We start from the raw sequence: 22,186 nt of genomic DNA, 5'->3' as shown, positions 1-22,186 counted from the left end.
GTAAGGATCGGCTTGGCTCCGCGACCGCTGAGCCTGTCACACCGGACTTCGGGGGAAGGGACCAGGATGCGAGCAGGACGGATGACGATGGCCGCGCTGAGCGCGCTGCTGGCGACGGTGGCGCTGGCGCCCGGCGCGGCGCACGCCCAGGCCGGCCCGAGGGTGCCGGCGCTCGACTGGCAGCCGTGCGACACCGACGTCGAGGGCGTGCCCGCCACCGTGCACTTCGAATGCGCGACCGCCGCCGTCCCGCTCGACTACAGCCATCCCAACCGCGGGACCTACCACCTCGCGTTGATGAAGAAGCCGGCCGTCGACGCCGGCAAGCGGCTCGGCTCGCTGTTCGTCAACTACGGCGGCCCCGGCGGCACCGCGATCGACGACACCGAGCTCTACTTCTCCGACCAGGTCCGCCACCAGCTCTTCTCGACGCTCAACGACCAGTACGACATCGTCGCGGTCGACCCGCGCGGCGTCGGCCGGTCCGAGGGCGCGATGGACTGCGAGGCCAACCAGATCACGCAGGGCGTCTACTCGCTGCCGTTCGCGACGCCGGACACGGACCCGAACACGCTGCTGAGCAAGGACCAGGCCTACGTCAGGCAGTGCGTCAGGAAGAACAGGGCCGTCCTGCCCTACGTGACGACCGCGAACTTCGCGCGCGACCTCGACCTGCTGCGCCAGTCGGTCGGCGACAAGAAGCTCAACTTCCTCGGGTTCTCCTACGGCACGTTCCTCGGCTCGACCTACGCGGCGCTGTTCCCGGACAACCTCGGCCGCGTCGTCCTCGACGGCCCGGTCGACGCCGACTCCTACATCAACCGCCCGAGCAAGGACCTGCAGGCGCAGACGAGCGCGTTCGAGCGTGAGCTGAGCCGCTTCTTCGCCGCCTGCGCGGCGGACCAGGCGACCTGCCAGGGCTTCGGCAGGGGTGCCGGCGCGGGCGGCGAGACCGACCCGGAGGTCGCGTTCGACGCGCTGGTGGCGCAGGCCGACGCGCACCCGATCCCGGTCCCGGCCGGCAACAGGTACACCGACGACCTGCGCCCGGTCACCGGCGACGACATCCTCAACGCCACGATCGGCAACCTGTACCGCAAGGAGTTCTGGGCCAGGTACATCGTCCGCGACCTCGTCGCCGCCGAGAACGACGACGGCAGCGGGATGCGCTCGGACTCCGACTACCAGAGCGGCTACGACCCCGAGAGCGGCACGTTCGACCCGCTGACCGACCGCTACTTCCTGATCGGCGCGGTCGAGCAGAGGTACAGCAGCAACATCCAGCACTACTTCCGGCTGGGCAGGGCGTCGTATGACTCCTTCGACCACTTCTGGTTCAACACCGGCTACGTCGAGCTCAACTACGGGATCTTCCCGGTCAGGGGCAACGGGGTCTTCCGCGGGCCGTTCACGGTGCCGGACACGGCATCGACGCCGCTGGTCGTCGCGACGACCTACGACCCGGCGACGCCCTACCGCGGGGCCAAGAGCCTGGTCAGGGACCTCGGCAACGCGCGGCTGCTGACGATGGTCGGCGACGGCCACACCGCCTACGGCGGCGAGTCGGCGTGCATCGACGAGAAGGTCGACGACTACCTGCTCGGCGGCACGCTCCCCGACGCGGGCACCACCTGCAGGCAGGACGTCACGTTCGGCGTGACGTCGCCCTACACGAACTCGCTCGTCGCGCCGAAGGCGGCCGGCGCCGCGAGCGGCGTGCGGATCGGCGGCCCGCACGAGCGCCAGGACGGCTAGTTGTAGGCGTCGCTAGGGGTCCGGCTCGTCGATCGGGCCGGGCCCCCTCGCCTCCGACGCGTGGGTCACGGGCGTCAGGTACAGGCGCGTGATCGCGGGCACGTTCGCGCAGAGCGTGTCGCGGACGACCTCGAGCGTGACCGCGACGTCGTCGGCGGTGCCGCTGCTGCGGACCTCGACCTCGGCGGCGGCCATCACCGACGACGGCCCGAGGTGGACGGCCTCCAGCGAGTGGACGGCCATGATCCCGGGCTGGGCGACGAGCGCGTCGCGGATCGCCTCGACGTGGCGCTCGGCGACGGCCTGGTTGGTCAGCAGCGCGCGGTTGCGGCCGGTGAGCTTGATCGCGACGTACGTCAGCAGGCCGCCGATGACGATCGTGGCCAGCGGGTCGAAGATCTCGATCCCCGTCACCTGGTGCAGGACCAGCGCGGCCAGCGCCAGCGACGCGCCGATGACGTCGATCGTGTCCTCCAGGTAGACGGTCGTGACCGTCGGGTCCGACGACTCGTCGAGGAACTGTCGCAACGGCAGGCCGGCGGCGGAGGCGCGGCCGCGCAGCTCGCGGATCGCGATCGTGCGGCTGATGCCGTCCAGGCAGATCGCGCCGACGAGGATCGCGACGCCGATCCAGAAGTCCTCCAGCGGCCTGGGGTTGAAGAGGGCGTTGAAGCCCTCCCAGATCGAGACCGCGCCGCCGACGACGAACATCCCGATCGCCGCCAGCAGCGCCCAGTACCAGCGCTCGGGCCCGTAGCCGAGCGGGTGCGTGGCGTCCGGCGGCTTGGCCGAGCGGCGGATCGCGATGAACAGGAAGACCTCGTTGCCGGCGTCGGCGACCGTGTGCAGCGTCTCGGCGAACAGCGCCGTCGAGCCGGTCAGCGCGGCGGCGATCCCCTTGGCGATCGCGATCGTCGCGTTGGCGGCGAACGCGGCCAGGACCGACGTCAGGCTCGCGTCGCGGCCGTCGTCGTCCTCGATCGCCGCGGGCGTCGTGTCGGTCACGTGCGCCGCCGCGAGTGCGCGAGCGCGTCGAGGGTCAGCTCGAGCTGGCGCTCGGTCAGCGCCTTGCCGGGCAGCGGCGCGCCGCCGGGCGCGAGCGCGTCGAGCTGCAGCGCCAGGAAGCGCCTGGCGTAGCTGGGGTTGGTGTCCTCGGTGCCCTCGCCGATCCGGCCGACCGCGAGCAACACCATCAACACGTCGGAGGACGTGACGTCGTCGCGCAGGTCGCCGTCGGCCTGGCCGCGGCGGACAAGGTCGCGCAGCAGCGCGCGCAGCTTGGCCGACAGCAGCTTCGGGACCGGCTCGTCGGGGTCGCGCGCGGCCAGGACGTTGATGAAGGCCTTGTTCGACGACTGCCACGCGGCGGCCTCGGCCATCCACGTGTGGAACGCGGACTCGCCCGGCGGCAGCGCGAGCGCGCGCTCGGCGAGGTCGGCGAGGCGGTCGGCCTGCTCGCCCAGGATCGTCGAGAACAACGCGTCCTTGGTCGGGACGAAGCGGTACAGCGTCCCGATCCCGACGCCCGCCCGCGCCGCCACCTGCTCCATCTTGGCCGCGACGCCCCGCTCGGCGACGACCTCGCGCGCAGCCTCCAGGATCCGCTCGCGGTTGCGCTGCGCATCCTTCCGCGGTGCTCGTCGTGTGCCGGGCGTCACAACCGCAAGCCTAGTGTGACCGAGCCATCACAAGCGGAATGACTGGTTCCGCTACAACGGAGGCATGACTTCCGGAACCATCAATTCCGCTTCGGCGGCGAGGCGCGCAGCCGCGACGCGTGACGGCTCCGCCCGGCCGGGGCTCGTCCTCGCCGTGCTCGCGCTCGGCGCGCTGGCGTACTCGGTGCTGCAGTCGATCGTCGCGCCGGCGCTGCCGACGCTGGCGGCCGATCTGCACACGAGCGCGACGAACGTCACGTGGGTGCTGACCGCGTTCCTGCTCAGCGCGTCGGTGCTGACGCCGGTCTTCGGCAAGCTCGGCGACGTCCACGGCAAGCACCGGCTGCTCGTCGTCGCGCTGGCGCTGCTCTCCCTGGGCACGCTGGTCTCGGCGGTCGCCGACTCGCTGACCGTGATGCTGATCGGGCGCGTCCTGCAGGGCGCGGGCGGCGGCGTCTTCCCGCTGTCGTTCGCGATCGTCCGCGACGAGCTGCCGCGCGACCGGATCCCGGGCGCGATCGCGCTGCTGAGCGCGATGCTCGGCATCGGCGGCGCGGTCGGCCTCGTGGTCGCGGGCGTGATCGTCGAGGACCTGTCCTACCACTGGCTGTTCTGGATCCCGCTGGTCGTGACCACCGGCGCGACGCTCGCCGCCTGGCGCTTCGTCCCGGAGTCGCCGGTCAAGCACCCGACGCCGATCAACTGGCTCAGCGCCGCGCTGCTCGCGGCGGGCCTGGTCGCGCTGCTGCTCGGGATCACGCAGGCCGACGCCTGGGGCTGGGGCTCGGCCAAGAACATCGTCTTCGTCATCGGCGGCCTCGCGCTGCTGGCCACCTACGTCGCGCAGGAGCTGCGCGCCCGCGTCCCGCTGGTCGACATGAAGGTCATGGCCCAGCGCGGTGTCTGGACGACCAACGCGGTGACGCTGTTCGTCGGCTTCGGCATGTTCGCCGGGATCGTCCTGGTCCCCGCGCTGCTGGAGATGCCCGCGGCGACCGGCTACGGCTTCGGCGACTCGGTCCTGACCGCCGGCCTCTACATCGTTCCCAATGCCCTTGCCATGCTCCTCGTCGGACCGGTCGCCGCGCGGCTGGCGGCGACGCACGGCGCGAAGGTCCCGGCGCTGCTCGGCGTCGCGCTGACCTCGCTGGCCTACGCCCTGCTCGCCGTCGCCCACTCGACGCACGCCGAGGTGGTGCTCGGGCTCGTCGTCCAGGGCCTCGGGATCGGCCTCGCGTTCGCCTCGCTGGCCAACCTGATCGTCGAGGCGGTGCCCCAGCACCAGACCGGATCGGCGACCGCGATCAACACGATCATGCGGACGGTCGGCGGCGCGTTCGGGTCCTCGATCCCCGCGTCGGTCCTCGCCGCGCACACGATCGGTGGATCGGCGATCCCGACCGAGCACGCGTTCACGCTCGTGTTCTGGATCACCGCCGCGGTGATGGGTCTCGCAGTCGTCGTCGGCCTCGCGGTACCGTCGAGGCATGGCGCCGAGGCGCTCGTCCCGGCGGCGACCCACCCCAACATGATCAAGAACTGAGTCCAAGATGCCTGATCGCCCCGTTTTCAAGAACATCCTCGTCGCCGTCGACGGGTCCCGCCACTCCGACCTCGCGCTCTCGATGGCACTGGCGATCGCCGAGCGCGACCACGCGCGGCTCGGGGTCCTGACCGTCGTCCCGAACGTCAACGAGTCCGCCGCGCTGGCCTACGGCGCCGGCGTCGACCCGGTCGCGCTGCAGGGCGACGCCGACCACGCCGCCGACAAGACGATGCGCGAGGCGATCGAGGCGATCCCGGAGAACCAGCCGGTCGACTCGATCACCCGCCACGGCCACGCCGGCGCCGAGATCGTCGCCCAGGTCAGGGACGGCCACCACGACGCGGTCGTCCTCGGCGCCCGCGGCCTGGGCCGGATCGCCGCGGCGTTCGGCTCGGTCTCCAACCACGTCCTGCACCACGCGGGCGTCGCGGTCTTCATCGGCCACCTGCCCGACGCCGACCAGCCGGACTCCGGCGAGCAGGTCTAGACCTACAGGTCGATCACCGTCCCCAGGGCGAGCGCCTCGCGCAGGCGCTCGTCGTGGGTGGCGACGACGAGCGCGCCGGGCCAGCCGGCCAGCGCGTGCTCCAGGACCTCCAGCGACGCGACGTCGAGGTGGTTGGTCGGCTCGTCGAGCAGCAGGCACGCCGCCCGGCGCTGGGCCAGCACCGCCAGCTCCGCGCGAGTGCGCTCGCCGGGGCTGAGCGTCGCTGCGGGCCGCTCGGTCCGGTCGGCGCCGAGGCCGAACAGCGCCAGCGCCGAGCGCGCCTCGGCCTCCCCCGCGCCCGTGCGCTCGCGCACCGCGGCGGTCAGCGTGGCGGGGCCGTCGAGCGCGTCGCGCTCCTGCCCGAGCCGCGCGATCACCGCGCCGGGCGCGGCGGTGCGGCGCCCGGCGACGGGCTCCAGCTCGCCGAGCAGCGCGGAGATGATGGTGGACTTGCCCGAGCCGTTGGGGCCGCGCAGGAGGATCCGGTCGCCGTAGCTCACCGCGAGGTCCAGCGGCCCGACCCGGAACGTCCCGCGCTCGAGCACGGCGCCGTCGAGCGCGACGACCGCGCCGCCGCGCCGCTCGGCCGCGGTCAGCTCGAGCCTCAGCGGGCCCTCCTGCCACGGCTTGTCGGGGACGTCGATCCGCGCCAGGCGCGACTCGACCTTCGCGGCGCGGCGCTGCATGCCCTGGGCGCGCGAGCGGACGTGCTCGACCGTGTGCTTGTCGTTGTCGTGCGCGTTGCGGCCCGCGCGGTTGATCGCGGTCTGCGCGCGCGAGCGCGTCTCGGTGACCGCGGCGGCGAGGTGCTGTCGCTCGGCGAGCGCCTGGTCGTGCTCGGCCGCGGCGCGGGCCCGGGCGGCCTCGCGCTCGCGCTGGTAGGTGGCATAGCCGGTCGCGTAGTGCGTGGCGTGTCCGGTCCGGGGGTCAAGCTCCAGCAGCTCGGTCGCGAAGCGCTCCAGCAGCGCGCGGTCGTGCGTGACGACGACGGTCCCGCCGGAGCGGGCGTTCAGCAGCGCGCCCAGGCGGTCGAGGCCGTCGGCGTCGAGGTGGTTGGTCGGCTCGTCGAGCAGCACGACGTCGAAGCGCGCCGCGCGCAGGACCGCGAGGCCGGCGCGTGCCGCCTGGCCGCCGGAGAGCGTGCCGAGCGGGCGGTCGAGCAGCTGCGGTTGGAGGCCGAGCTCGTCGGCGGCCGCGGCGATCCGCGCCTCGGCGTCGGCGCCGCCGAGCGCCAGCCAGCGCTCCAGCGCGGCGGCGTGCGGGGCGACCGCGTCGAGGTCGCCGCCGGTCAGGCGTCGTTCCTGCGCTTCGACGTCGCGCGCGGCCGCGGCCACGCCGAGGCGTTCGAGGATGACGTCGCGGACGGCGACGTCGGCAAGCGGCTCGGCGACGTCCTCGTCGGCGAGCTGCGGCAGGTAGCCGACGGTCCCGAAGCGCCGGACGGTTCCGGCGTCGGGCTGTTCAGCGCCGGCAAGCGCACGCAGCAGCGTGGACTTGCCGGCACCGTTCGGTCCGATGAGCGCCAGGCGCGACCCGGCATCGACGCGCACGTCCACGTCCTGCAGGACGGTCCGGGCGCCGTGGTGCTTGGTGATGCCGTGGGCGTCGAGAAGGGTCGACGGCATGCGATGCTCCTAAGAGGAAAGGTGACTGAACGATCCAGCTACGGAGACAGCGCGCGCGACCCGGCGCGAGGCGCTCGGGTCGTCCTTCGTGGCGGCTGTCTAGTTCAGGTCACCCATGCATCGGCCCTCATCGGGCCAAGAGACAAGGTAGCAGGTGTCGCTCAGCGCAACGGGAGCATGGCCTTCACCTTGGTCAGCGTGGCCGAGAACGCCGTCGGCGACGGGCCGTAGGTCGGCGCGTCGCGGCCGAGCAGCTCGACGACGATCCGGTGGCCCTTGGCGAACTTGTAGCCGTTGCCGTCCAAGGTGAAGCGGAACGTGCCCCTGAAGTTGTCGTTCAACCGGTAGGCACCGCGGTCGATCAGGCGCGCCTTGCCGGTCCTGGGGTTGAGGTCCCAGAGGCGCGCGTCGAGCTGGCCGTAGCGGCCCCTGACCGCGACGCGGCCGGTCAGGACGGTCTGGCCGAGCAGCGTCTGGCCGCGCGCGGCCGTGGCGAACTGGGTCTTGTTGGTGGTGTCGAGCGCGTGCGGCGCGCAGTGCGTCCCGGTCGGCGTCAGCGGCGACAGCGACGCGGCGAGCTTGGCGTCGCCGCCCTTGGACGTGATCTTCATGGCCTTGCTCGGGCCGGCGAAGGTCAGCGAGGAGCGTGCGAGCGCGGCGTAGGAGCCGGCCGTGTAGGGGCCGCCGCCCGCGGGTGCGTTGCGCGGGCAGACCGTCGTGTAGGCGGTGACCGCGCCGGGCTTGGGCTTGTCGCCCGCGGTCCCGCCCTTCAGCCACGCGTCGAAGAAGTTGAGGCCCTGGGCGTCGAAGGCGCGGATGTCCTTCGGGTGGTTGGCGCCGGGGTCATGGCCGAGGTCGCCGAGCTGCAGCGCGACCGGGGCGACCTTCGACAGCGAGCGGATGTGGTCGTAGGCGCCGAGCGCCTGGCCGACCGGGAACAGCGCGTCGGTCCAGCCGGACTGCAGCAGCAGCGGCGCCGGCGTCCCGGCCACGCCCGCGACGCCGTGGTACTTGTAGGAGTTGTCGAGCGTCGGCTGCACGGAGGCGTCCAGCCTGCCGGAGTCCAGCTGCGCCTTCCACCTCGTGAGGTCGGTCGACAGGTCGCCGCCGGTCGGGGCCGTGAAGCCGCTGAGACCGACCGCGAAGATGCCGCCCGCGTAGGCCTGCGCCTCGACGCCGGTCGGGGTGCGCGACCACGGGTCGCGGCCGTTGCGGGTGAAGATCGACTCGCCGTTGGACCACAGCCAGCGCGGCCACGCGGCGGTCAGGGAGATCGGCGTGCCCCTCGGGCTCGTCCACGGCGCGTAGGTGCCGTCGGGCAGGCGGACGCGGTCCTTCAGGAACGCCAACATGGTGGAGAACCCGCCGCCGTAGGAGATGCCGGTCGAGCCGATCCTGTGCGGGTCGGTGACGCCCTCGTCGACGAGCTGGCCGACGAGCGTCTGGATGTCCCGGACCTCGTAGCGCATGTCGCCCAGGCGGGTCCACCCCGTCGCGCAGTCCGGCGTCCGCGAGGCCGGCGTCCCACACGAGTTGCCGAACCCGCGCGCGGTCGGCGTGACGACCGCGTAGCCATGCTGCGCGAAGAACGAGTTGTTGTAGTCCTCGTTGCCGGTCGTCGTCTCGAACGACGTCTTCGTCCCACCCAGCCCATGCAGCAGCAGGATCGTCGGGAACGGCCCGTCGCCGGTCGGCGGGAGCGTGACGTCCACGTCCAGCGGCGTGCCATCGAAGCTGTGCGGCCGCGACGCCAGGTCGTTCGTCGGGCAGAACCGGACCCCGTTCTGCGGCGCGCACGCATGACCGAACGGCGCGGGATCAGCAGCGGCAGACGTGGCCGGGACCAGCGCAGCGAGCGCGGCGACGGTCAGAGCAGCACGACGGGCAAGACGTGGGACAAGCGTCATGCCGCGACACTACCGGCCGCGCCACGAAGTAGGTTCCGGTTCGACGATGCTCGGCCGACTGTCGGATCTCGAGCGCCGGTTGGCGGTGCCGTATGCGGTGCTGATGATCGGGGCCAACGTCATCGGCGCGGCGATCGTGTTCGTGCTGATGCGCTGGGTGCTGCCGTTGCCGCATGTCGAGGACACGACGCATGTGCAGCGGGTCAACGAGCTGGTGCTGCTCGGCTACCTCGTCTTCGCGGTCCCGGCCGGGATCGTGTGGGCGCTCTACCTGCTGCGGCCGGTGATGGCGTGGCTGCGCGCCGACCGGCCGCCGACCGACGAGGAGCAGCGCGTCGTCCTGCTCACCCCCGCGCGCGAGGTCATCGTCCACGGCGCGCTGTGGGCGCTGGGCGGGGTCATCTTCACGCTGCTCAACCGCCACTACTCGCACGACCTCGCGCTGACGACGGCGATCACGGTGGCGTTGGCGGGCGTGGCGACGTGCGCGGTCGCCTACCTGCTGGCCCAGCGCGTCCTGCGGCCGGTCGCAGCCCGCGCGCTGGCCGACCACGTCCCGGACGACCCGTCGCTGCCCGGCATCGCCGCCCGGATCCTGTTGACCTACATCTTGGGATCGGGCGTCCCGGTCTTCGGCCTCGTGCTCGTCGGCGCGGGCGTGCTGACGAACACGATCGACGCCTCCGCCCACCGCCTGGCCGTCACCGCGCTGCTGCTCGGCGGGATCGCGCTCGTCGTCGGCGTCGCGGTGATGGCGCTGACCGCGCGCTCGCTCGCCGACCCGCTCAACGCCGTCCGCTCGGCGCTGCGCAACGTGCAGCGCGGCGAGGACGCGCACGTGGACGTCTACGACGGCAGCGAGGTCGGGCTGCTGCAGGCCGGCTTCAACCGCATGGTCGAGGGCCTCAAGGAGCGCGAGCAGCTGCGCGACATGTTCGGCCGCCAGGTCGGTGAGGAGGTCGCCCGCCAGGCGCTGGAGCGCGGGATCACGATGGGCGGCGAGGAGCGCGAGGTCGCGGTGCTGTTCATCGACCTGGTCGGCTCGACCGAGCTGGCCCACGCCCGCCCGCCGGGCGAGGTCGTCGAGCTGCTCAACGAGTTCTTCGCCGTCGTCGTCGACGTCATCGCCGCCGAGGGCGGCGCGATCAACAAGTTCGTCGGCGACGCCGCGCTGTGCGTCTTCGGCGCGCCGCTGCCCCACGACGACGCCGCGGGCGCCGCGCTGCGCGCCGCGCGCACGATCCGCGACCGCCTCGCCGCCGAGGTCCCGCAGTGCGACGTCGGGATCGGCGTCTCGGCCGGGACGGCGGTCGCCGGCAACATCGGCGCGGCCGAGCGCTTCGAGTACACGGTGATCGGCGACCCGGTCAACGAGGCCTCGCGCCTGACCGAGCTGGCCAAGCAGACCGACGGCCGCGTGCTCGCCTCCGAGGCGACGCTGAACGCCTCCGCCGACGGCGAGGCCGGCCGCTGGGCGCTCGGCGCCACCGAGACGCTGCGCGGCCGCGCGACGCCGACGCGCCTGGCGTCCCCTAGAACCTGACGGCGAAGCGCGCGCCGCCCAGCGGCGGCGGCGCCTGGCCGACCGTCACGGCCGCGCCGTGGTGGCCGGCCTGCTGGGCGACGAGCGCCAAGCCCAGCCCGGAGCCCGGCGTCTCGGTCCCGGTCGCGCGAGCGAACGGCGCGAAGATGCGCTCGCGGTCGGCCTCGGGCACGCCCGCACCGGAGTCGTCGACCAGCAGCGCGGGACCGTCGGCCTCGAGCGTCACGCGGACCGCGCCGCCCGCGCCATGGCGGATCGCGTTGTTCACCAGGTTCTCGACGACCAGCCGCAGCCCGGGCTCCCAGCCCTCCAGGACCACCGGCGCCTCCGGCAGGACCGCGGACAGCGCGACGTCCGGATGGCGCGACGCCGCCACCATCACGACCTCGTCGACCAGCTCGGTCAGATCGACCTCGGCGTGCTCGATCGGCCCCGCGTCGCCGCGCGCCAGCGCCTGCAGCCCGTCGAGCAGGTCGACCAGCCGCCGCTGCTGGACGAGCGCGTCGTCGAGCAGCTCGCCGCGCCGCGCGGCGTCCAGGTCCGGATGGCGCCGCAGCGCGCTCAGCGTCGTCTGCACCGACGTCAGCGGCGTGCGCAGCTCGTGGCCCGCGTCGGCGGCGAAGCGGCGCGTCGCCGCCAGCGCGCGCTCGCGGTCCTCGGCGCTGCGCCCCAGCCGCGCGAGCATCGCGTTGAACGACCGCGCGACCGAGCGCAGCTCGGCCGGCCCCGACCCGTCCGGGACGCGCTGCGTCAGGTCCTCGTCCTCGGCGATCGACGCGGTCACCGCGCGCAGCCGCCGCAGGGGGCGCAGCACGACCGACGCGATCAACCACACCAACACGACCGTCACGAGGATCCCGGCCAGCCCGATCAGGACCACGCGGTCGCGCAGGTCGGCGATCCGCTGCTCGGTCCCGCGCAGCGCCGAGACGACCTCCAGCCGCGCGTTGCTCCCGAGGTTCCTGTCGGTCAGCGTCGTCACGTAGGCGCGGTAGTCGCGCCCACCGGAGTGGAACGTCGAGAAGCCCCTGGGCAGCCGGTCGTGCGCGGGCGGCGGCGTGCCCTCGGTGATCAGCGGCACCCTGGCGAGCGTCAGCCGCACCGAGCTGCCGGTCGCGCGCAGCACCGCGTCCAGCCGCGGGTCCTTGCGCGGCAGCCCGTTCTGGACGTCGGCGATCGCCGCCGGGCGCGTCAGCTCCGCGGTCCGGCGCATGCGGTCGTCGAGCGCCGCGCGCTCGGACTTGCTGACCTCGTGCAGGCCGACCGCGCCCGCCGCGCCGAGCACGACCAGCAGGACGGCGAGCACGCCGAGCGTCAGGCGACCGCGAAGGCTGCGCAGCATGAGCGCTGAAGCGTCTCAGGGCCGCAGGACGAAGCCCACGCCGCGCACCGTGTGCAGCACGCGCGGCTCGCCGTCCTGCTCGAGCTTGCGGCGGACGTAGCCGACGAACACGTCGGCGACGTTGGTGCCCGGGTCGAACGTGTAGCCCCAGACCTCCTCGTGCAGGCGCCTGCGGTCCAGGATCTCGTTCGGGTTGCGCAGGAACAGCGCCAGCAGGTCGAACTCGCGGCGCGTGAGGTCCAGCCGGCGCTCGCCGCGCCGGACCACGCGCGCACGCGGGTCCAGCCGGATGTCGCCGACGACCAGTGCCTCGTCGGCGCCCGCCGGGCGGCGGCGCAGCAGCGCGTGCAGCCGCGCCACGACCTCCTCCAACGCGAACGGCTTGACGACGTAGTCGTCGGCGCCCGCCTGCAGGCCCGCGACGCGGTCGTCGACCTCGTCGCGCGCGCTCAGCACGCAGACCGGGACCTGGTCACCGGCGGCGCGCAGGCGCTCCAGCACCGCCAGGCCGTCGAGGTCGGGCATGTTGAGGTCCAGCAGGATGACCGCCGGGCTGACCCGCGTCGCGGCCTCCAACGCGGCGCGCCCGCCGGAGGCGGGCACGACCGAGAAGCCTTCGAGCTCCAGCCCCGCCGCGACCGCACGGCGGATCGCGGGGTCGTCGTCGACCAGCAGGACGACGGGCCCCGCGGGGGCCTCAGCCACGCGAGACGCTCTCGCAGTTGCGCGACACCCTGTCGTCGGTGTCGGCGATCACGCGGTCCCGGCTCCCCGGCCCGCAGCTGATGGTGTCGACCTCGCCGTCACGGGCGTAGATGATGTCATTGCCGGCGCCGCCCTCGATCTGGTCGGCGCCCGCCCCGCCCGTGATGCGGTCGTTGCCCGCGCCGCCGAGCAGCACGTCGTCGCCCGGGCCGCCGTTGATCCTGTCGGCCCCCGCGTCGCCGGAGATCAGGTCGACGCCCGGTCCGCCGTTGAGGCGGTCGTTGCCGCCGCCGCCGAAGATCCGGTCGTCGCCCGCACGCCCGTTGATGATGTCGACCCCGTCGGTCCCGTTCAGGACGTCGGCCTTCTTGGTGCCGTTGATGACGTTGCCGCTCGCCGCCGCGTGCACGACGCTCGTCCCCACGCCGAGCAGCAGCGAGACGATCACGACGGGGAGCACGAAGCGGAAGGGCATGTTCATCAGCATGACGCAGGTTCCCGCGCGAACCACCTGCAAACGCCCTGTCTCACATAACTCTCACGGAGCGTGAGGTGTTGGTGAGAGCACGATGGGAAACGGCCCGGAAGCGGTGAACCTCCTCAGCGTCAACGATGCACGATCTCCTCGGGAGGACTGACCGCACCATGAAGCTTCGCAAGTCCATCATCACCGGCACCGCCGCGCTCGCCCTGATCCCGGCCTCTTCGGCCGTCGCCGCCACGATCAACGGTGGTCCGGGCAACGAGCGCCTCAAGGGCACCAACGTGACCGACGTCATCAACGGCAACGCCGGCAACGACCGCATCTGGGGCAAGGCCGGCGACGACCAGCTCAACGGCGGCGAGGGCAACGACCGCGTCTTCGGCGGCGACGGCAACGACACGATCGCGGGCGTCCAGGGCAACGACTGGCTCTGGGGCGGTAAGGGCAACGACACGATCACCGGCGACGCCAACGGCACCGGCGACCTGACCTCGTTCGACCACATCTTCGGCAACTCGGGCGACGACACGCTCAAGGGCGGCGACTCGCGCGACCGCATCTCCGGCGGCCCGGGCAACGACAAGAACTACGGCGAGAACGGCAATGACATCATGTCGGGCGGCACCGGCGACGACATCCAGGACGGCGGCCCGGGCAACGACAGGATCTACGCCAACCTCGGCGTCGACACGAGCTACGGCGGCGACGGCAACGACGACCTCTGGGCGCTGGCCCGCGGCGACGTCCAGGCCGCGCCCGGCCAGGTCGACCAGACCGGCGACACGCTCGACGGCGGCAACGGCAACGACACGTTCCACACCCGTGACGGAGAGGTCGACCGCATCACCTGCGGCCCCGGCAACGACACCGCGCTGCTCGACAACGTCGACGTGATCACCGATGCGACCGCCGACAACCCCAACGGCTCCTGCGAGAAGGTCGTCCGCAAGGACCCGAAGCCGAGCGACTCGAAGTCCGAGGACGCCCAGCAGTCCCCGGCGGACGCCAACAAGCAGTCCTAGCACTCGAGTTGTAGGACCTGCTTCATCGAGAGGCACCTGGGTGCTCGGCGCTCTAGGGTTCGGGGCATGGACGTACGCCTCGTTCCCTTCGGCGCCGAGCACCTGGACGCGTTCGCCCCGATGGCGGAGGATCCGGACGCGCTGCGCTTCACGCGCTTCCCGAACCCGCCCGAGCCGGGCTTTCCCGCCCGCTGGCTGGCCCGCTACGACGAGGGCCGCAGGACCGGCGCCAAGGAGGCGTTCGCGATCCTCGGCCCCAACGGCGACGACACGTTCTACGGCGTCGCGCTCGCCGTCGCGATCGACACCGAGGCGCGGGAGGCCGAGCTCGGCTACCTCACCGCCCCCGCCGCCCGCGGCCGCGGCGTCGCCACCGCCGCGCTGCGCGCGCTCACCGCGTGGGCGTTCGCCGAGCGCGGGCTGCTGCGCGTCACGCTGCTGATCGACGACGACAACAAGGGCTCCGAGCGCGTCGCCCAGAAGGCCGGCTACGCCCGCGAGGGCCTGATGCGCGGCATGTTCCTCAAGCCCGGGCGCCGCGGCGACATGTTGTTGTACGCCAAGCTGGCGAGCGACCCGGCCTAGCCGATCAACGTCGCCAACGGAGCACCCCAGCTGCTGAGGTCGTCCGGCGGCGGGACCTTGTACCCCAGGTACAGGTCGACGCCGATGTCGCCCGACGCCCACTTCGCGAAGCTCTCGGCGAAGCGCTCGTCGCGGTTGGCGCAGCCGCCCGAGTTGCCGTCCTCGCAGCCATAGCCCTGCGGGATCTGCGCGTCGAGCTGCTTGTTCATGTCCTCGGGCACGAGCGCGAAGTCGACGACGTGGCCGAGCTCGTGCTGGACGAGCCGGTCGATCCCGCGCTGGCCGTACTCGCGCGAGACCGTGCCGAGGTCGAGCGTCACGTCGTAGCGATCGCCGTCGCTCTCGGTCAGCCCGACGACCTTGCTGCCGAGCCCGGCGAGCCTGATGTTCACGAGCCCGTCGACCGCGCCGATCAGCGCCTGGGCCTGCGGGTTGGCGTCGGCGACGGCGCGCACGATCGCTGCGCGGTCGGCCGGGGCGATCGACGGGTCGAACACGAACGTCCCCGCGCGCTCGGCGGCGCTGATCCTGCCGACCTGGCGCCCGCCGCCGAGGGCCTGGGCGACGCTGCCGTGGTGCGCGCGCAGCGCGAGCAGGCCGCCGAGGATCAGCAGGACCGCGAGCGCGGGCACGGCGAAGGGGCGGGAGCGAACGTCCACGTTCCCACCATCGGCGCCGGGCGCGCTAGCTTGAAGGAAGTCCGGTGTCTCTCGACGGCCCTCAGTTCGCCTACGCACTGCACCCGCTGCCGCGCAGCCGGCTCGGCCAGCGCTGGCGCTGGGAGCTGTGGCACGGCGCGACGCTCGTCGCCGCGGGCTGGCGGCTGACGCTCCAGCACGCCGAGCGCGCGCTCTGCACCGCCGCGTCCCGTCGCGGACACGCCCAGCTCGGGATCCGACCGCTGCGCCCCGACCGCTCGTTCCCGGCCTCCGGGCTCAGCGCCGGGCAGCCGGTGCGCGTCGACTGCGGCGCGTTCGAGTGCACGCTGATCCCGCGGCGGCCCGGGGCCGCCGGCTGGGAGCCGGCGACCGCGATGGCCGTCTAGCCCGGCGCAATAGCCAGCCGCCTACACGGGTAAGGTCGCGGGGGCATGTCGTCCCTCGTGCGACGCGCGGTCGCGCTCGCCCTCACGGGCCTGGTCATCTACGGCGTCGCCCCGGCGATCGGCGAGGTGCTGGGCGCGTGGCCGAAGGTCGCCAACCTCAAGCCCTACTGGCTGGTCGGGATGGTCGTCGCCGAGGCGCTGTCGTGCCTGTGCCTGTGGGAGCTGCAGGCGCTGTCGATCGGGACCCGTGACACCACGGCGGTCGCGACGTCGCAGCTGGCCGGCGGCGCGCTGGGCCGCGTGATCCCCGGCGGCGCGGCCACCGCGGCGGCCGCGCAGTACAACATGCTCAACGCCGCCGACGTGCCGCGCGCGTCGATCGCGACCGGGCTGGCGGCGGCGACGGTGCTGCAGGTCGCGGCGCTGTGCGTGATGCCGGTGCTGGCGCTCCCGGCGATCGTCTTCGGCCTCAGCGTCCCGCACACGCTGCTGGAGACCGCGATCCTCGGCCTCGTCATCTTCGTGCTGATGTTCGCGCTCGGCGTCGGCGTGGCGCGCAGCGAGCGCTCGCTGCGCTGGGTCGGGCGCGCGGTCGTCAACGTCAGCCGCAAGCTCCCCGGCGACCGCGCCGTCTCCCCCGCGCTGCCGGACCGCCTGGTCGTGCAGCGCGACGAGGTCTTCGAGCGCCTCGGCGACCGCCTGCTGCGCGCGTGCGCGGCGGCGATCGGGCGCTGGCTGTTCGACCTGCTGGCGCTGCTGACCGCCATCACCGCGGTCGGCGCGCACCCGCGCTTCAGCCTCGTCCTGCTCGCCTACGTCACCGCGCAGCTGCTGGCCCAGATCCCGCTGACGCCGGGCGGCCTCGGCGTCGTCGAGGCCGGGCTGACCGCGACGCTGGCGCTGGCCGGCGTCAGGGGCGGCGACGCGGCGGTCGCGACGCTCGCCTACCGCCTCGTGTCCTACTGGCTGATGCTGCCCGCGGGCCTGATCGCGTGGCTCGTGTACCGCCGCAGGATCGCGACCGGCGGCGAGGATCGCGCCGCCGCAGCATCCTGAGTCACCCCCCGCGGGCGACTCCGCCTCACCCTGCGCGCCGGGAGGATCGCCGGTGTCATGCCCGGCGGCCTCGGACCACGGACGCTGTTCACGCTGCTGATCGCGGCTGCGGCGCTGCTCGTCCTCGGCCCGGTGATCCCGGGCTACAGCGTCGAGTCGTTCGGCGACGCCGTGATCCTGGCGGTCATCGCCGGGCTGCTGAACGCCGTGGTGTGGCCCGCGGTCGTGCGCTTCGCGCTGCCGCTGACGGTCCTGACGCTCGGCGGCTTCGTGCTCGTCATGAACGCCGCGGTGCTGCTGCTGGCCGCGGCGATCGCCCCGGGCGTGCACATCGACGACGTCTGGACCGGGATCGTCGTCGCGATCTGCGCGACGCTGATCACGACGGTGATGGCGACCGTCCTGTCGATCGACGACGACGAGCGCTTCGCCTCGCACCTCGCGCTCAGGCGCCGCAGGGCGGCCGATCGCTCCGAGGTCCCGGGCCTGCTGCTGCTGGAGATCGACGGCCTCGCCCACGACGTCCTGCAGCGCGCGCTGCGCGACGGCAACGCGCCGACCCTGCAGCGCTGGGTCGACGACGGCAGCCACCACCTCGTCCGCTGGGAGACCGACTGGTCCTCGCAGACCGGCGCCTGCCAGGCCGGGATCCTGCACGGCAGCAACGAGGACATGCCCGCGTTCCGGTGGTGGGAGAAGGAGCGCGGCGCGCCGATCGTCACCAACCACCCGCGCGACGCCGCCGAGCTGGAGCGCCGCGTCTCCGACGGCCGCGGGCTGCTGTTCAGCGACGGCGCCAGCCGCGCGAACATCCTCAGCGGCGACGCGCCGCACTCGCTGCTGACGATGAGCACGGTCCTCGACGTCCGCCGCGGGAGGCTGGGCCAGGACTACTTCACCTACTTCTCCAGCCCCTACAACGTGGCCCGCACGCTGCTGCTGACGTTCTACGACGTCGGCGCCGAGCTGCTCTACGCCGCCCAGCAGCGCCGCCGCGACGTCAGGCCGCGCGTCCATCGCGGGTTCTCCTACGCGGTCATGCGCGCCTACGCGACCGCGGTCCAGCTCGACCTCCAGGTCGAGTCGGTGATCGGCGACCTCGAGGCCGGGCGGCCCGTGATCTACACGACGTTCCTGGCCTACGACGAGGTCGCCCACCACTCGGGGATCGAACGTGCCGACACGCTGGCGGTCCTGCGCCGCGTCGACCGCCGGATCCGGCGCCTGGCCGCCGCGGCCGAGGCGCGCGGCGCGCGGCCCTACCGCGTGGCAGTCCTCAGCGATCACGGCCAGACCCAGGGCGCGACGTTCCGCGACCGCTACGGCGAGACGCTCGAGGCGCTGGTCCAGCGCGCGTGCGGGATCGCCGACGAGGCGGTCGCCGCCGAGGCCTCGGGCGAGGACGAGGCCGCCGGCCGCCTCGGCGCGGCGCTGACCGAGGCCGGGACCGGCGACTCGGCGGGCGCCCGCGCCGTCCGGATCGCCACCCGCGCGCACCGCACCGAGGGCGGCGAGGTGCGCGTCTCCCAGAAGCACCCGGAGGAGGAGGCGCCGGCCGCCGGCGAGCAGCTCCCGGAGGTCTCGGTGATGGCCTCGGGCAACCTCGGGCTGATCACGTTCCCGCGCCTGGACGGCCGCGCGACGCGCGCGACGATCGAGCGCGAGTACCCCAACCTGATCGCCGCGCTGCGCGACCATGCCGGGATCGGCTTCGTCGTCGTCCGCGACGACGCGGGCCACGACGTCGTCCTCGGCGCCGAGGGCACGCACGACCTCGCGACCGGCCACGTCGACGGCGTCGACCCGCTCGCCCCCTACGGCCCCCGCGCGGCGCGGCACGTCGCGCGCACCGCCGCGTTCCCGCACTGCCCCGACATCTTGGTCAACTCCGCCTTCTGGGAGCAGACCGCCGAGGTCGCCGCGTTCGAGGAGCTCGTCGGCTCCCACGGCGGCCTGGGCGGCGGCCAGGCCCACCCGTTCCTGCTGGCCCCCGCGACGCTGCCGCTCCCGTCCGAGGAGATCGTCGGCGCCGCCGCCGTCCACCACGTGCTGCGCGGCTGGATGGTCGACCTCGGCCACGCGGAGTACGCCACGCCCGCCGCCCCCGACCCGATCCCGGAGCCCGTCCCATGAGCCCGTTGCTGCGCCGCACGCTGTCGTCCGTCCTGCTGGTCCTGGCCTGCCTGGTCGCGGTCGTCGCCGTGCTCGGCGCCTGGGCCGACCGCCAGCTGCTCAACACCGACAACTGGGTCGACACGTCCTCGCGCCTGCTCCAGGAGCCCGCGATCCAGGACGCGACCGCCGCCTACCTCGCCGACCAGCTCGTCGACGGGCCGACGATCCAGGCCAAGCTCAAGGACGGCCTGCCGCCGCGGCTGCAGCCGCTCGCCGCCCCGCTGGCCGCCGCGTCCGGCGAGATCGCCGAGCGCACCGCCAGGCGCCTGATCGCCTCCGGCGCGTTCCAGAGGCTGTGGCGCAACACCAACCGCCACGCCCACGAGCAGTTCATCGAGATCGTCGACGGCAACAGCCGCCTGGCCAACCTCGGTGTCGTCATCGACCTGCGCCCGCAGCTCGGCGTGCTCGCCACGCGGCTCGGCGTCCTGCCCGACGCGACCGGCGACCACGGCACCGTCCACGTGCTCAAGGGCGACAACCTCAAGACGATCCGCCAGGTCGTCCACGCCGTGCGCACGCTGCGCTGGGTCAGCATCGTGCTGCTGATCGTCCTGCTCGTCGCCGGCGTCGCGCTCGCACCCGACCGCTCCCGCGGGATCATCTACGCGGGCGTCGCGCTCCTGATCGCCGGGCTGCTGCTGCTCGTCGCCCGCCGCGCCGGGGGCAACTACGTCGTCAAGACGCTCGCCGACAGCGGGACCGACGAGCCCGCGGCGCGGGCGACGTGGTCGATCGCGACCTCGCTGCTGCACGACATCGCGGGCGCCCTCGTCGTCCTCGGCGTCGTCGACATCGCCGCCGGCTGGCTGGCCGGCGGGACGTCGTGGGCGCGCAGCGCGCGCCGCTTCACGGCGCCGGCGCTGATCGCGCACGGCGGCCTCGTCTACGCCGGCGTGCTCGTGCTGGTCCTGGTCCTGCTCGCCGCCGGGCTGCTGCCCGCCGCCGGCCAGCTCTGGGCGATCCTGTTCTACGCCCTGCTCGCGGCCGCCGGCGTCTGGGCGCTGCGCCGCCAGGTGATCCGCGAGGCCGCGGGCCTGCCGCCCGTCGCGCCGCCGGTCGCGGCGGTGCCATGAGGCGGCCGCATCCGCGCCGCTGGTCCTTCGGCGACATGCTGACGTGGGGTCGCGGGCTCGTCGCGCGCCTGATCTCGCTGGAGATCCTCGACCGCGCGCTGGTCATCGGCGCGCAGGCCTTCGGCGCGCTGATCCCGCTGCTGATCGTGATCGCCGGCACCGGCGCGACCGACGAGCAGTCGTTCGCCGACACGCTGATCGACCGCTTCGACCTCACCGGCAGCACGGCCGACTCGGTCAAGCAGGCGTTCGGCAACGGCACCGGCGGCGCGTCGCTGACGACGCTCGGCGTGGTGATCGTGATCTTCTCGTCGCTGTCGTTCACCCGCGCGGTGCAGCGCACGTTCGAGCTGACCTGGGAGCTGCCCAAGCGCGGCTTCCGCTCGACCGGCTGGAACCTCGCCTGGGTCGCCGCGTTCGCGGCCTACCTCACGATCTTCCCGGTCGTGCGCGGCTGGTTCCACGGCTGGCCCTACAACGTGATCTCGCTGTGCGGGACGTTCCTGCTGTGGTCGATCACGCCCTACCTGCTGCTCGCCCGCCGCGTCCGCTGGAAGCGGCTGGTGCCGCAGGCCGCGCTGACCGCCTTCGGCATGACGCTGCTGTCCGCCGGGCTGCTGATCTACATGCCGCGCGCGCTGTCGTCGGCCAGCTCGCAGTTCGGGGCGATCGGCATCGCGTTCACCCTGCTGACGATGCTCTGGGCGCTGGGCTTCGTGCTCGTCACCGCCGCGGCCGTCGGCGCCTACATCGCCAACACCACATGGCTCGGATCGTCTGGCTCGGTCACGCAACCGTCCTCGTCGAAGTCGCCGGCGCGCGCGTCCTGACCGACCCGGTCCTGCGCTCGCGCGTCGCGCACCTGCGCCGCCACGTGCCGGTGCCCGAGCTGCCGGCGCCACTGGACGCGGTCCTGGTCTCGCACCTGCACTACGACCACGCCGACGTCCCGACGCTGCGCCGGATCCACGCGGCCGTGCCGGTGATCGGCCCGCACGGGCTGCGCCGCGCGCTGGCGGCGACCGCGGGGCTGGAGGACGTCCGGGAGGTACGTGTAGGAGAACGCGTAGATGTAGGCGTTGATGCTGGCGTCACCGCCGTCCCCGCGCGCCACGACGGCCGCCGCCGCCCGCTCGGCGCGCACGCGGATGCGCTCGGCTTCGTGATCGAGGGCGACGGCGCCCGGATCTACTTCCCCGGCGACACCGACCTGTTCGACGGCATGGAGCGGATCGGCGACGGCGGCCTCGACGTCGCGCTGCTGCCGGTCTGGGGCTGGGGCCCGTCGCTCGGGCCCGGCCACCTCGACCCCGAGCGGGCCGCGCGCGCCGCCGCGCTGCTGCGCCCGCGCGTAGTCGTCCCGATCCACTGGGGCACGCTGCTGCCGGTCACCTCGACCGGCCGCGCATCGCACCAGCGGCTGCTCGTCGACCCGCCGCAGGAGTTCGCGCGCCACTGCGCGCGGCTGGCCCCGGACGTCGAGGTCCGGATCCTGCAGCCGGGCGAGGAGACCGAGGTGTAGGCCTAGATCACGATCGGCGTCGGGCCGGTCGGCGGCGCGTCCTCGATCGCGTGCGACACGCCGCGCAGCTGCCAGCCGCCGAGCATCAGCACGGCGCCGCGCACGACGAAGCCGAGGCCGATGAGGATCGCGACCGTGCCAAGCCCGAGCTTGGGCCAGACCAGCAGCGCGACGCCGACGCCGAAGTCGATCAGCCCGCCGACGATCATCAGCATGCGGTGCCCGCGCGGGTTGACGATCGCGTGGACGATGTCGACGATCCCGTCGAGCACGAGCCAGATGCCGACGGCCAGGATCAGCACCAACAACGTCTCGCCCGGGCGCCGCATGACGATCAGGCCCGCGATGATGCCCACCACGCCGAGGACGATCCGCAGCGTCTTGTCCTGCGCCTCGCGCTCGGCGATCGCCTCACCTACCACGAACGCGCTCAACACGGTGATGTTGACCCCCGCGATCAGCGCGAGCGCCAGGAGCGTCACGTCGGGCCAGACGAGCGCCGCGATCCCGCACGCCAGCGAGATCAACCCCACCACCATCGGGATCCACCAGTTGTGCCCGAACGTCTTCATGCCGGCCGTCATGAGGGTGACGCTAGGACGGCCGCGGGTGGCTCCGGATCACCCGGTCGGGGTAGTCGTCGCGGCCTCCTG

The 22,186-nt window shown here is 73.3% G+C and carries 20 protein-coding genes and 2 pseudogenes; 12 read left to right on the top strand and 10 right to left on the bottom strand.

The features are described from left to right. Positions 1-87 precede the first annotated feature (87 nt). A complete protein-coding gene (locus tag H030_RS0119675; protein ID WP_155892157.1) occupies positions 88-1,755 on the top strand; it encodes an alpha/beta hydrolase in 1,668 nt (555 codons plus the stop codon). 12 nt (positions 1,756-1,767) lie between these two features. Here H030_RS0119675 and H030_RS33705 read toward each other — a convergent pair whose 3' ends face one another. Further along, positions 1,768-2,760 carry a cation diffusion facilitator family transporter gene (locus H030_RS33705; protein ID WP_051223188.1) on the bottom strand — a complete coding sequence of 331 codons (993 nt, stop codon included), beginning with the start codon at positions 2,758-2,760 and terminating at the stop codon, positions 1,768-1,770. Beyond that, on the bottom strand, positions 2,757-3,413 hold the full coding sequence (locus H030_RS33700) for a TetR/AcrR family transcriptional regulator (RefSeq protein ID WP_035128001.1): 657 nt from the start codon (positions 3,411-3,413) through the stop codon (positions 2,757-2,759). The genes H030_RS33705 and H030_RS33700 overlap by 4 nt, the downstream gene beginning before the upstream one ends. Positions 3,414-3,468: 55 nt before the next feature. Between H030_RS33700 and H030_RS33695 the strand changes: the two are divergent. Both H030_RS33695 and H030_RS0119650 read left to right on the top strand, forming a co-directional pair. Further along, positions 3,469-4,956: pseudogene (locus H030_RS33695) on the top strand (MFS transporter); the annotation flags it as partial. A 7-nt stretch (positions 4,957-4,963) separates the two neighbouring features. Beyond that, a complete protein-coding gene (locus tag H030_RS0119650) occupies positions 4,964-5,446 on the top strand; it encodes a universal stress protein (protein WP_027007359.1) in 483 nt (160 codons plus the stop codon). Positions 5,447-5,448: 2 nt separating this feature from the next. Here the strand turns inward: H030_RS0119650 and H030_RS40715 are convergent, their stop codons facing one another. The 3 genes and pseudogenes from H030_RS40715 to H030_RS0119640 form a co-directional block, all read right to left on the bottom strand. Beyond that, positions 5,449-6,132: an ATP-binding cassette domain-containing protein gene (locus H030_RS40715; RefSeq protein WP_419470652.1), complete on the bottom strand. Its 684-nt coding sequence runs from the start codon at positions 6,130-6,132 to the stop codon at positions 5,449-5,451. 378 nt (positions 6,133-6,510) lie between these two features. After that, a pseudogene (locus H030_RS40710) lies at positions 6,511-7,071 on the bottom strand (ATP-binding cassette domain-containing protein); the annotation flags it as partial. A 161-nt stretch (positions 7,072-7,232) separates the two neighbouring features. Continuing rightward, a complete protein-coding gene (locus H030_RS0119640) occupies positions 7,233-8,978 on the bottom strand; it encodes a CocE/NonD family hydrolase (protein ID WP_081690955.1) in 1,746 nt (581 codons plus the stop codon). Positions 8,979-9,024: 46 nt separating this feature from the next. Here H030_RS0119640 and H030_RS0119630 point away from each other — a divergent pair, with 46 nt between their 5' ends. Beyond that, complete coding sequence (locus H030_RS0119630) at positions 9,025-10,521, top strand: adenylate/guanylate cyclase domain-containing protein (RefSeq protein ID WP_051223185.1); 1,497 nt, start codon at positions 9,025-9,027, stop codon at positions 10,519-10,521. Here H030_RS0119630 and H030_RS33690 read toward each other — a convergent pair. The 3 genes from H030_RS33690 to H030_RS33685 are packed head-to-tail and all read right to left on the bottom strand — an operon-like array spanning position 10,511 to position 13,043. Further along, the gene (locus tag H030_RS33690) at positions 10,511-11,863 is read right to left on the bottom strand and encodes a HAMP domain-containing sensor histidine kinase (protein ID WP_051223183.1); all 1,353 of its coding nucleotides are present in this window, start codon (positions 11,861-11,863) and stop codon (positions 10,511-10,513) included. The genes H030_RS0119630 and H030_RS33690 overlap by 11 nt on opposite strands. A 15-nt stretch (positions 11,864-11,878) precedes the next feature. Then, positions 11,879-12,568, bottom strand: coding sequence for a response regulator transcription factor (locus tag H030_RS0119620; RefSeq protein ID WP_027007355.1), 690 nt, complete (start codon positions 12,566-12,568; stop codon positions 11,879-11,881). Next, on the bottom strand, positions 12,561-13,043 hold the full coding sequence (locus H030_RS33685) for a calcium-binding protein (protein WP_196809200.1): 483 nt from the start codon (positions 13,041-13,043) through the stop codon (positions 12,561-12,563). Before H030_RS33685 ends, H030_RS0119620 begins: the two co-directional genes overlap by 8 nt. 170 nt (positions 13,044-13,213) lie before the next feature. Between H030_RS33685 and H030_RS33680 the strand changes: the two genes are divergently transcribed. Together H030_RS33680 and H030_RS37545 are read left to right on the top strand one after the other, a co-directional pair. Further along, positions 13,214-14,074 (top strand): calcium-binding protein, encoded by an 861-nt coding sequence (locus H030_RS33680; RefSeq protein WP_051223179.1) that lies wholly within the window; start codon positions 13,214-13,216, stop codon positions 14,072-14,074. A gap of 66 nt (positions 14,075-14,140) precedes the next feature. Continuing rightward, the gene (locus tag H030_RS37545) at positions 14,141-14,659 is read left to right on the top strand and encodes a GNAT family N-acetyltransferase (protein WP_051223177.1); all 519 of its coding nucleotides are present in this window, start codon (positions 14,141-14,143) and stop codon (positions 14,657-14,659) included. On the opposite strand, the gene H030_RS0119600 is transcribed toward H030_RS37545, so the two are convergent. Then, positions 14,656-15,318: a hypothetical protein gene (locus H030_RS0119600; RefSeq protein WP_155892156.1), complete on the bottom strand. Its 663-nt coding sequence runs from the start codon at positions 15,316-15,318 to the stop codon at positions 14,656-14,658. The genes H030_RS37545 and H030_RS0119600 overlap by 4 nt on opposite strands. 44 nt (positions 15,319-15,362) lie before the next feature. On the opposite strand from H030_RS0119600, the gene H030_RS0119595 reads away from it, so the two are divergent. From H030_RS0119595 to H030_RS0119570, 6 genes are read left to right on the top strand one after another with little or no spacing between them, the layout of a single operon-like run. After that, positions 15,363-15,704, top strand: a complete 342-nt coding sequence (locus H030_RS0119595; RefSeq protein ID WP_027007353.1) for a hypothetical protein — start codon at positions 15,363-15,365, stop codon at positions 15,702-15,704. Between the two features lie 45 nt (positions 15,705-15,749). Then, entirely contained in the window at positions 15,750-16,760 is a 1,011-nt protein-coding gene (locus tag H030_RS33670; protein ID WP_051223176.1) for a lysylphosphatidylglycerol synthase transmembrane domain-containing protein, read from the top strand. A gap of 57 nt (positions 16,761-16,817) precedes the next feature. After that, entirely contained in the window at positions 16,818-18,893 is a 2,076-nt protein-coding gene (locus H030_RS33665) for a phage holin family protein (RefSeq protein WP_051223174.1), read from the top strand. Further along, entirely contained in the window at positions 18,890-20,011 is a 1,122-nt protein-coding gene (locus H030_RS0119580) for a hypothetical protein (protein ID WP_027007352.1), read from the top strand. The genes H030_RS33665 and H030_RS0119580 overlap by 4 nt, the downstream gene beginning before the upstream one ends. Further along, a complete protein-coding gene (locus H030_RS0119575; RefSeq protein ID WP_027007351.1) occupies positions 20,008-20,841 on the top strand; it encodes a YhjD/YihY/BrkB family envelope integrity protein in 834 nt (277 codons plus the stop codon). Before H030_RS0119580 ends, H030_RS0119575 begins: the two co-directional genes overlap by 4 nt. Then, entirely contained in the window at positions 20,775-21,533 is a 759-nt protein-coding gene (locus H030_RS0119570) for an MBL fold metallo-hydrolase (protein WP_027007350.1), read from the top strand. The genes H030_RS0119575 and H030_RS0119570 overlap by 67 nt, the downstream gene beginning before the upstream one ends. A gap of 2 nt (positions 21,534-21,535) precedes the next feature. On the opposite strand, the gene H030_RS0119565 is transcribed toward H030_RS0119570, so the two are convergent. Further along, positions 21,536-22,117, bottom strand: coding sequence for an HdeD family acid-resistance protein (locus H030_RS0119565; protein WP_027007349.1), 582 nt, complete (start codon positions 22,115-22,117; stop codon positions 21,536-21,538). Positions 22,118-22,186 lie beyond the last annotated feature (69 nt).

The organism is Conexibacter woesei Iso977N, assembly GCF_000424625.1.
Taxonomy (GTDB): domain Bacteria; phylum Actinomycetota; class Thermoleophilia; order Solirubrobacterales; family Solirubrobacteraceae; genus Baekduia; species Baekduia woesei_A.
Note: the sequence above shows the minus strand (reverse complement) of the source record. Positions and strands in the feature narration are given on the sequence as shown.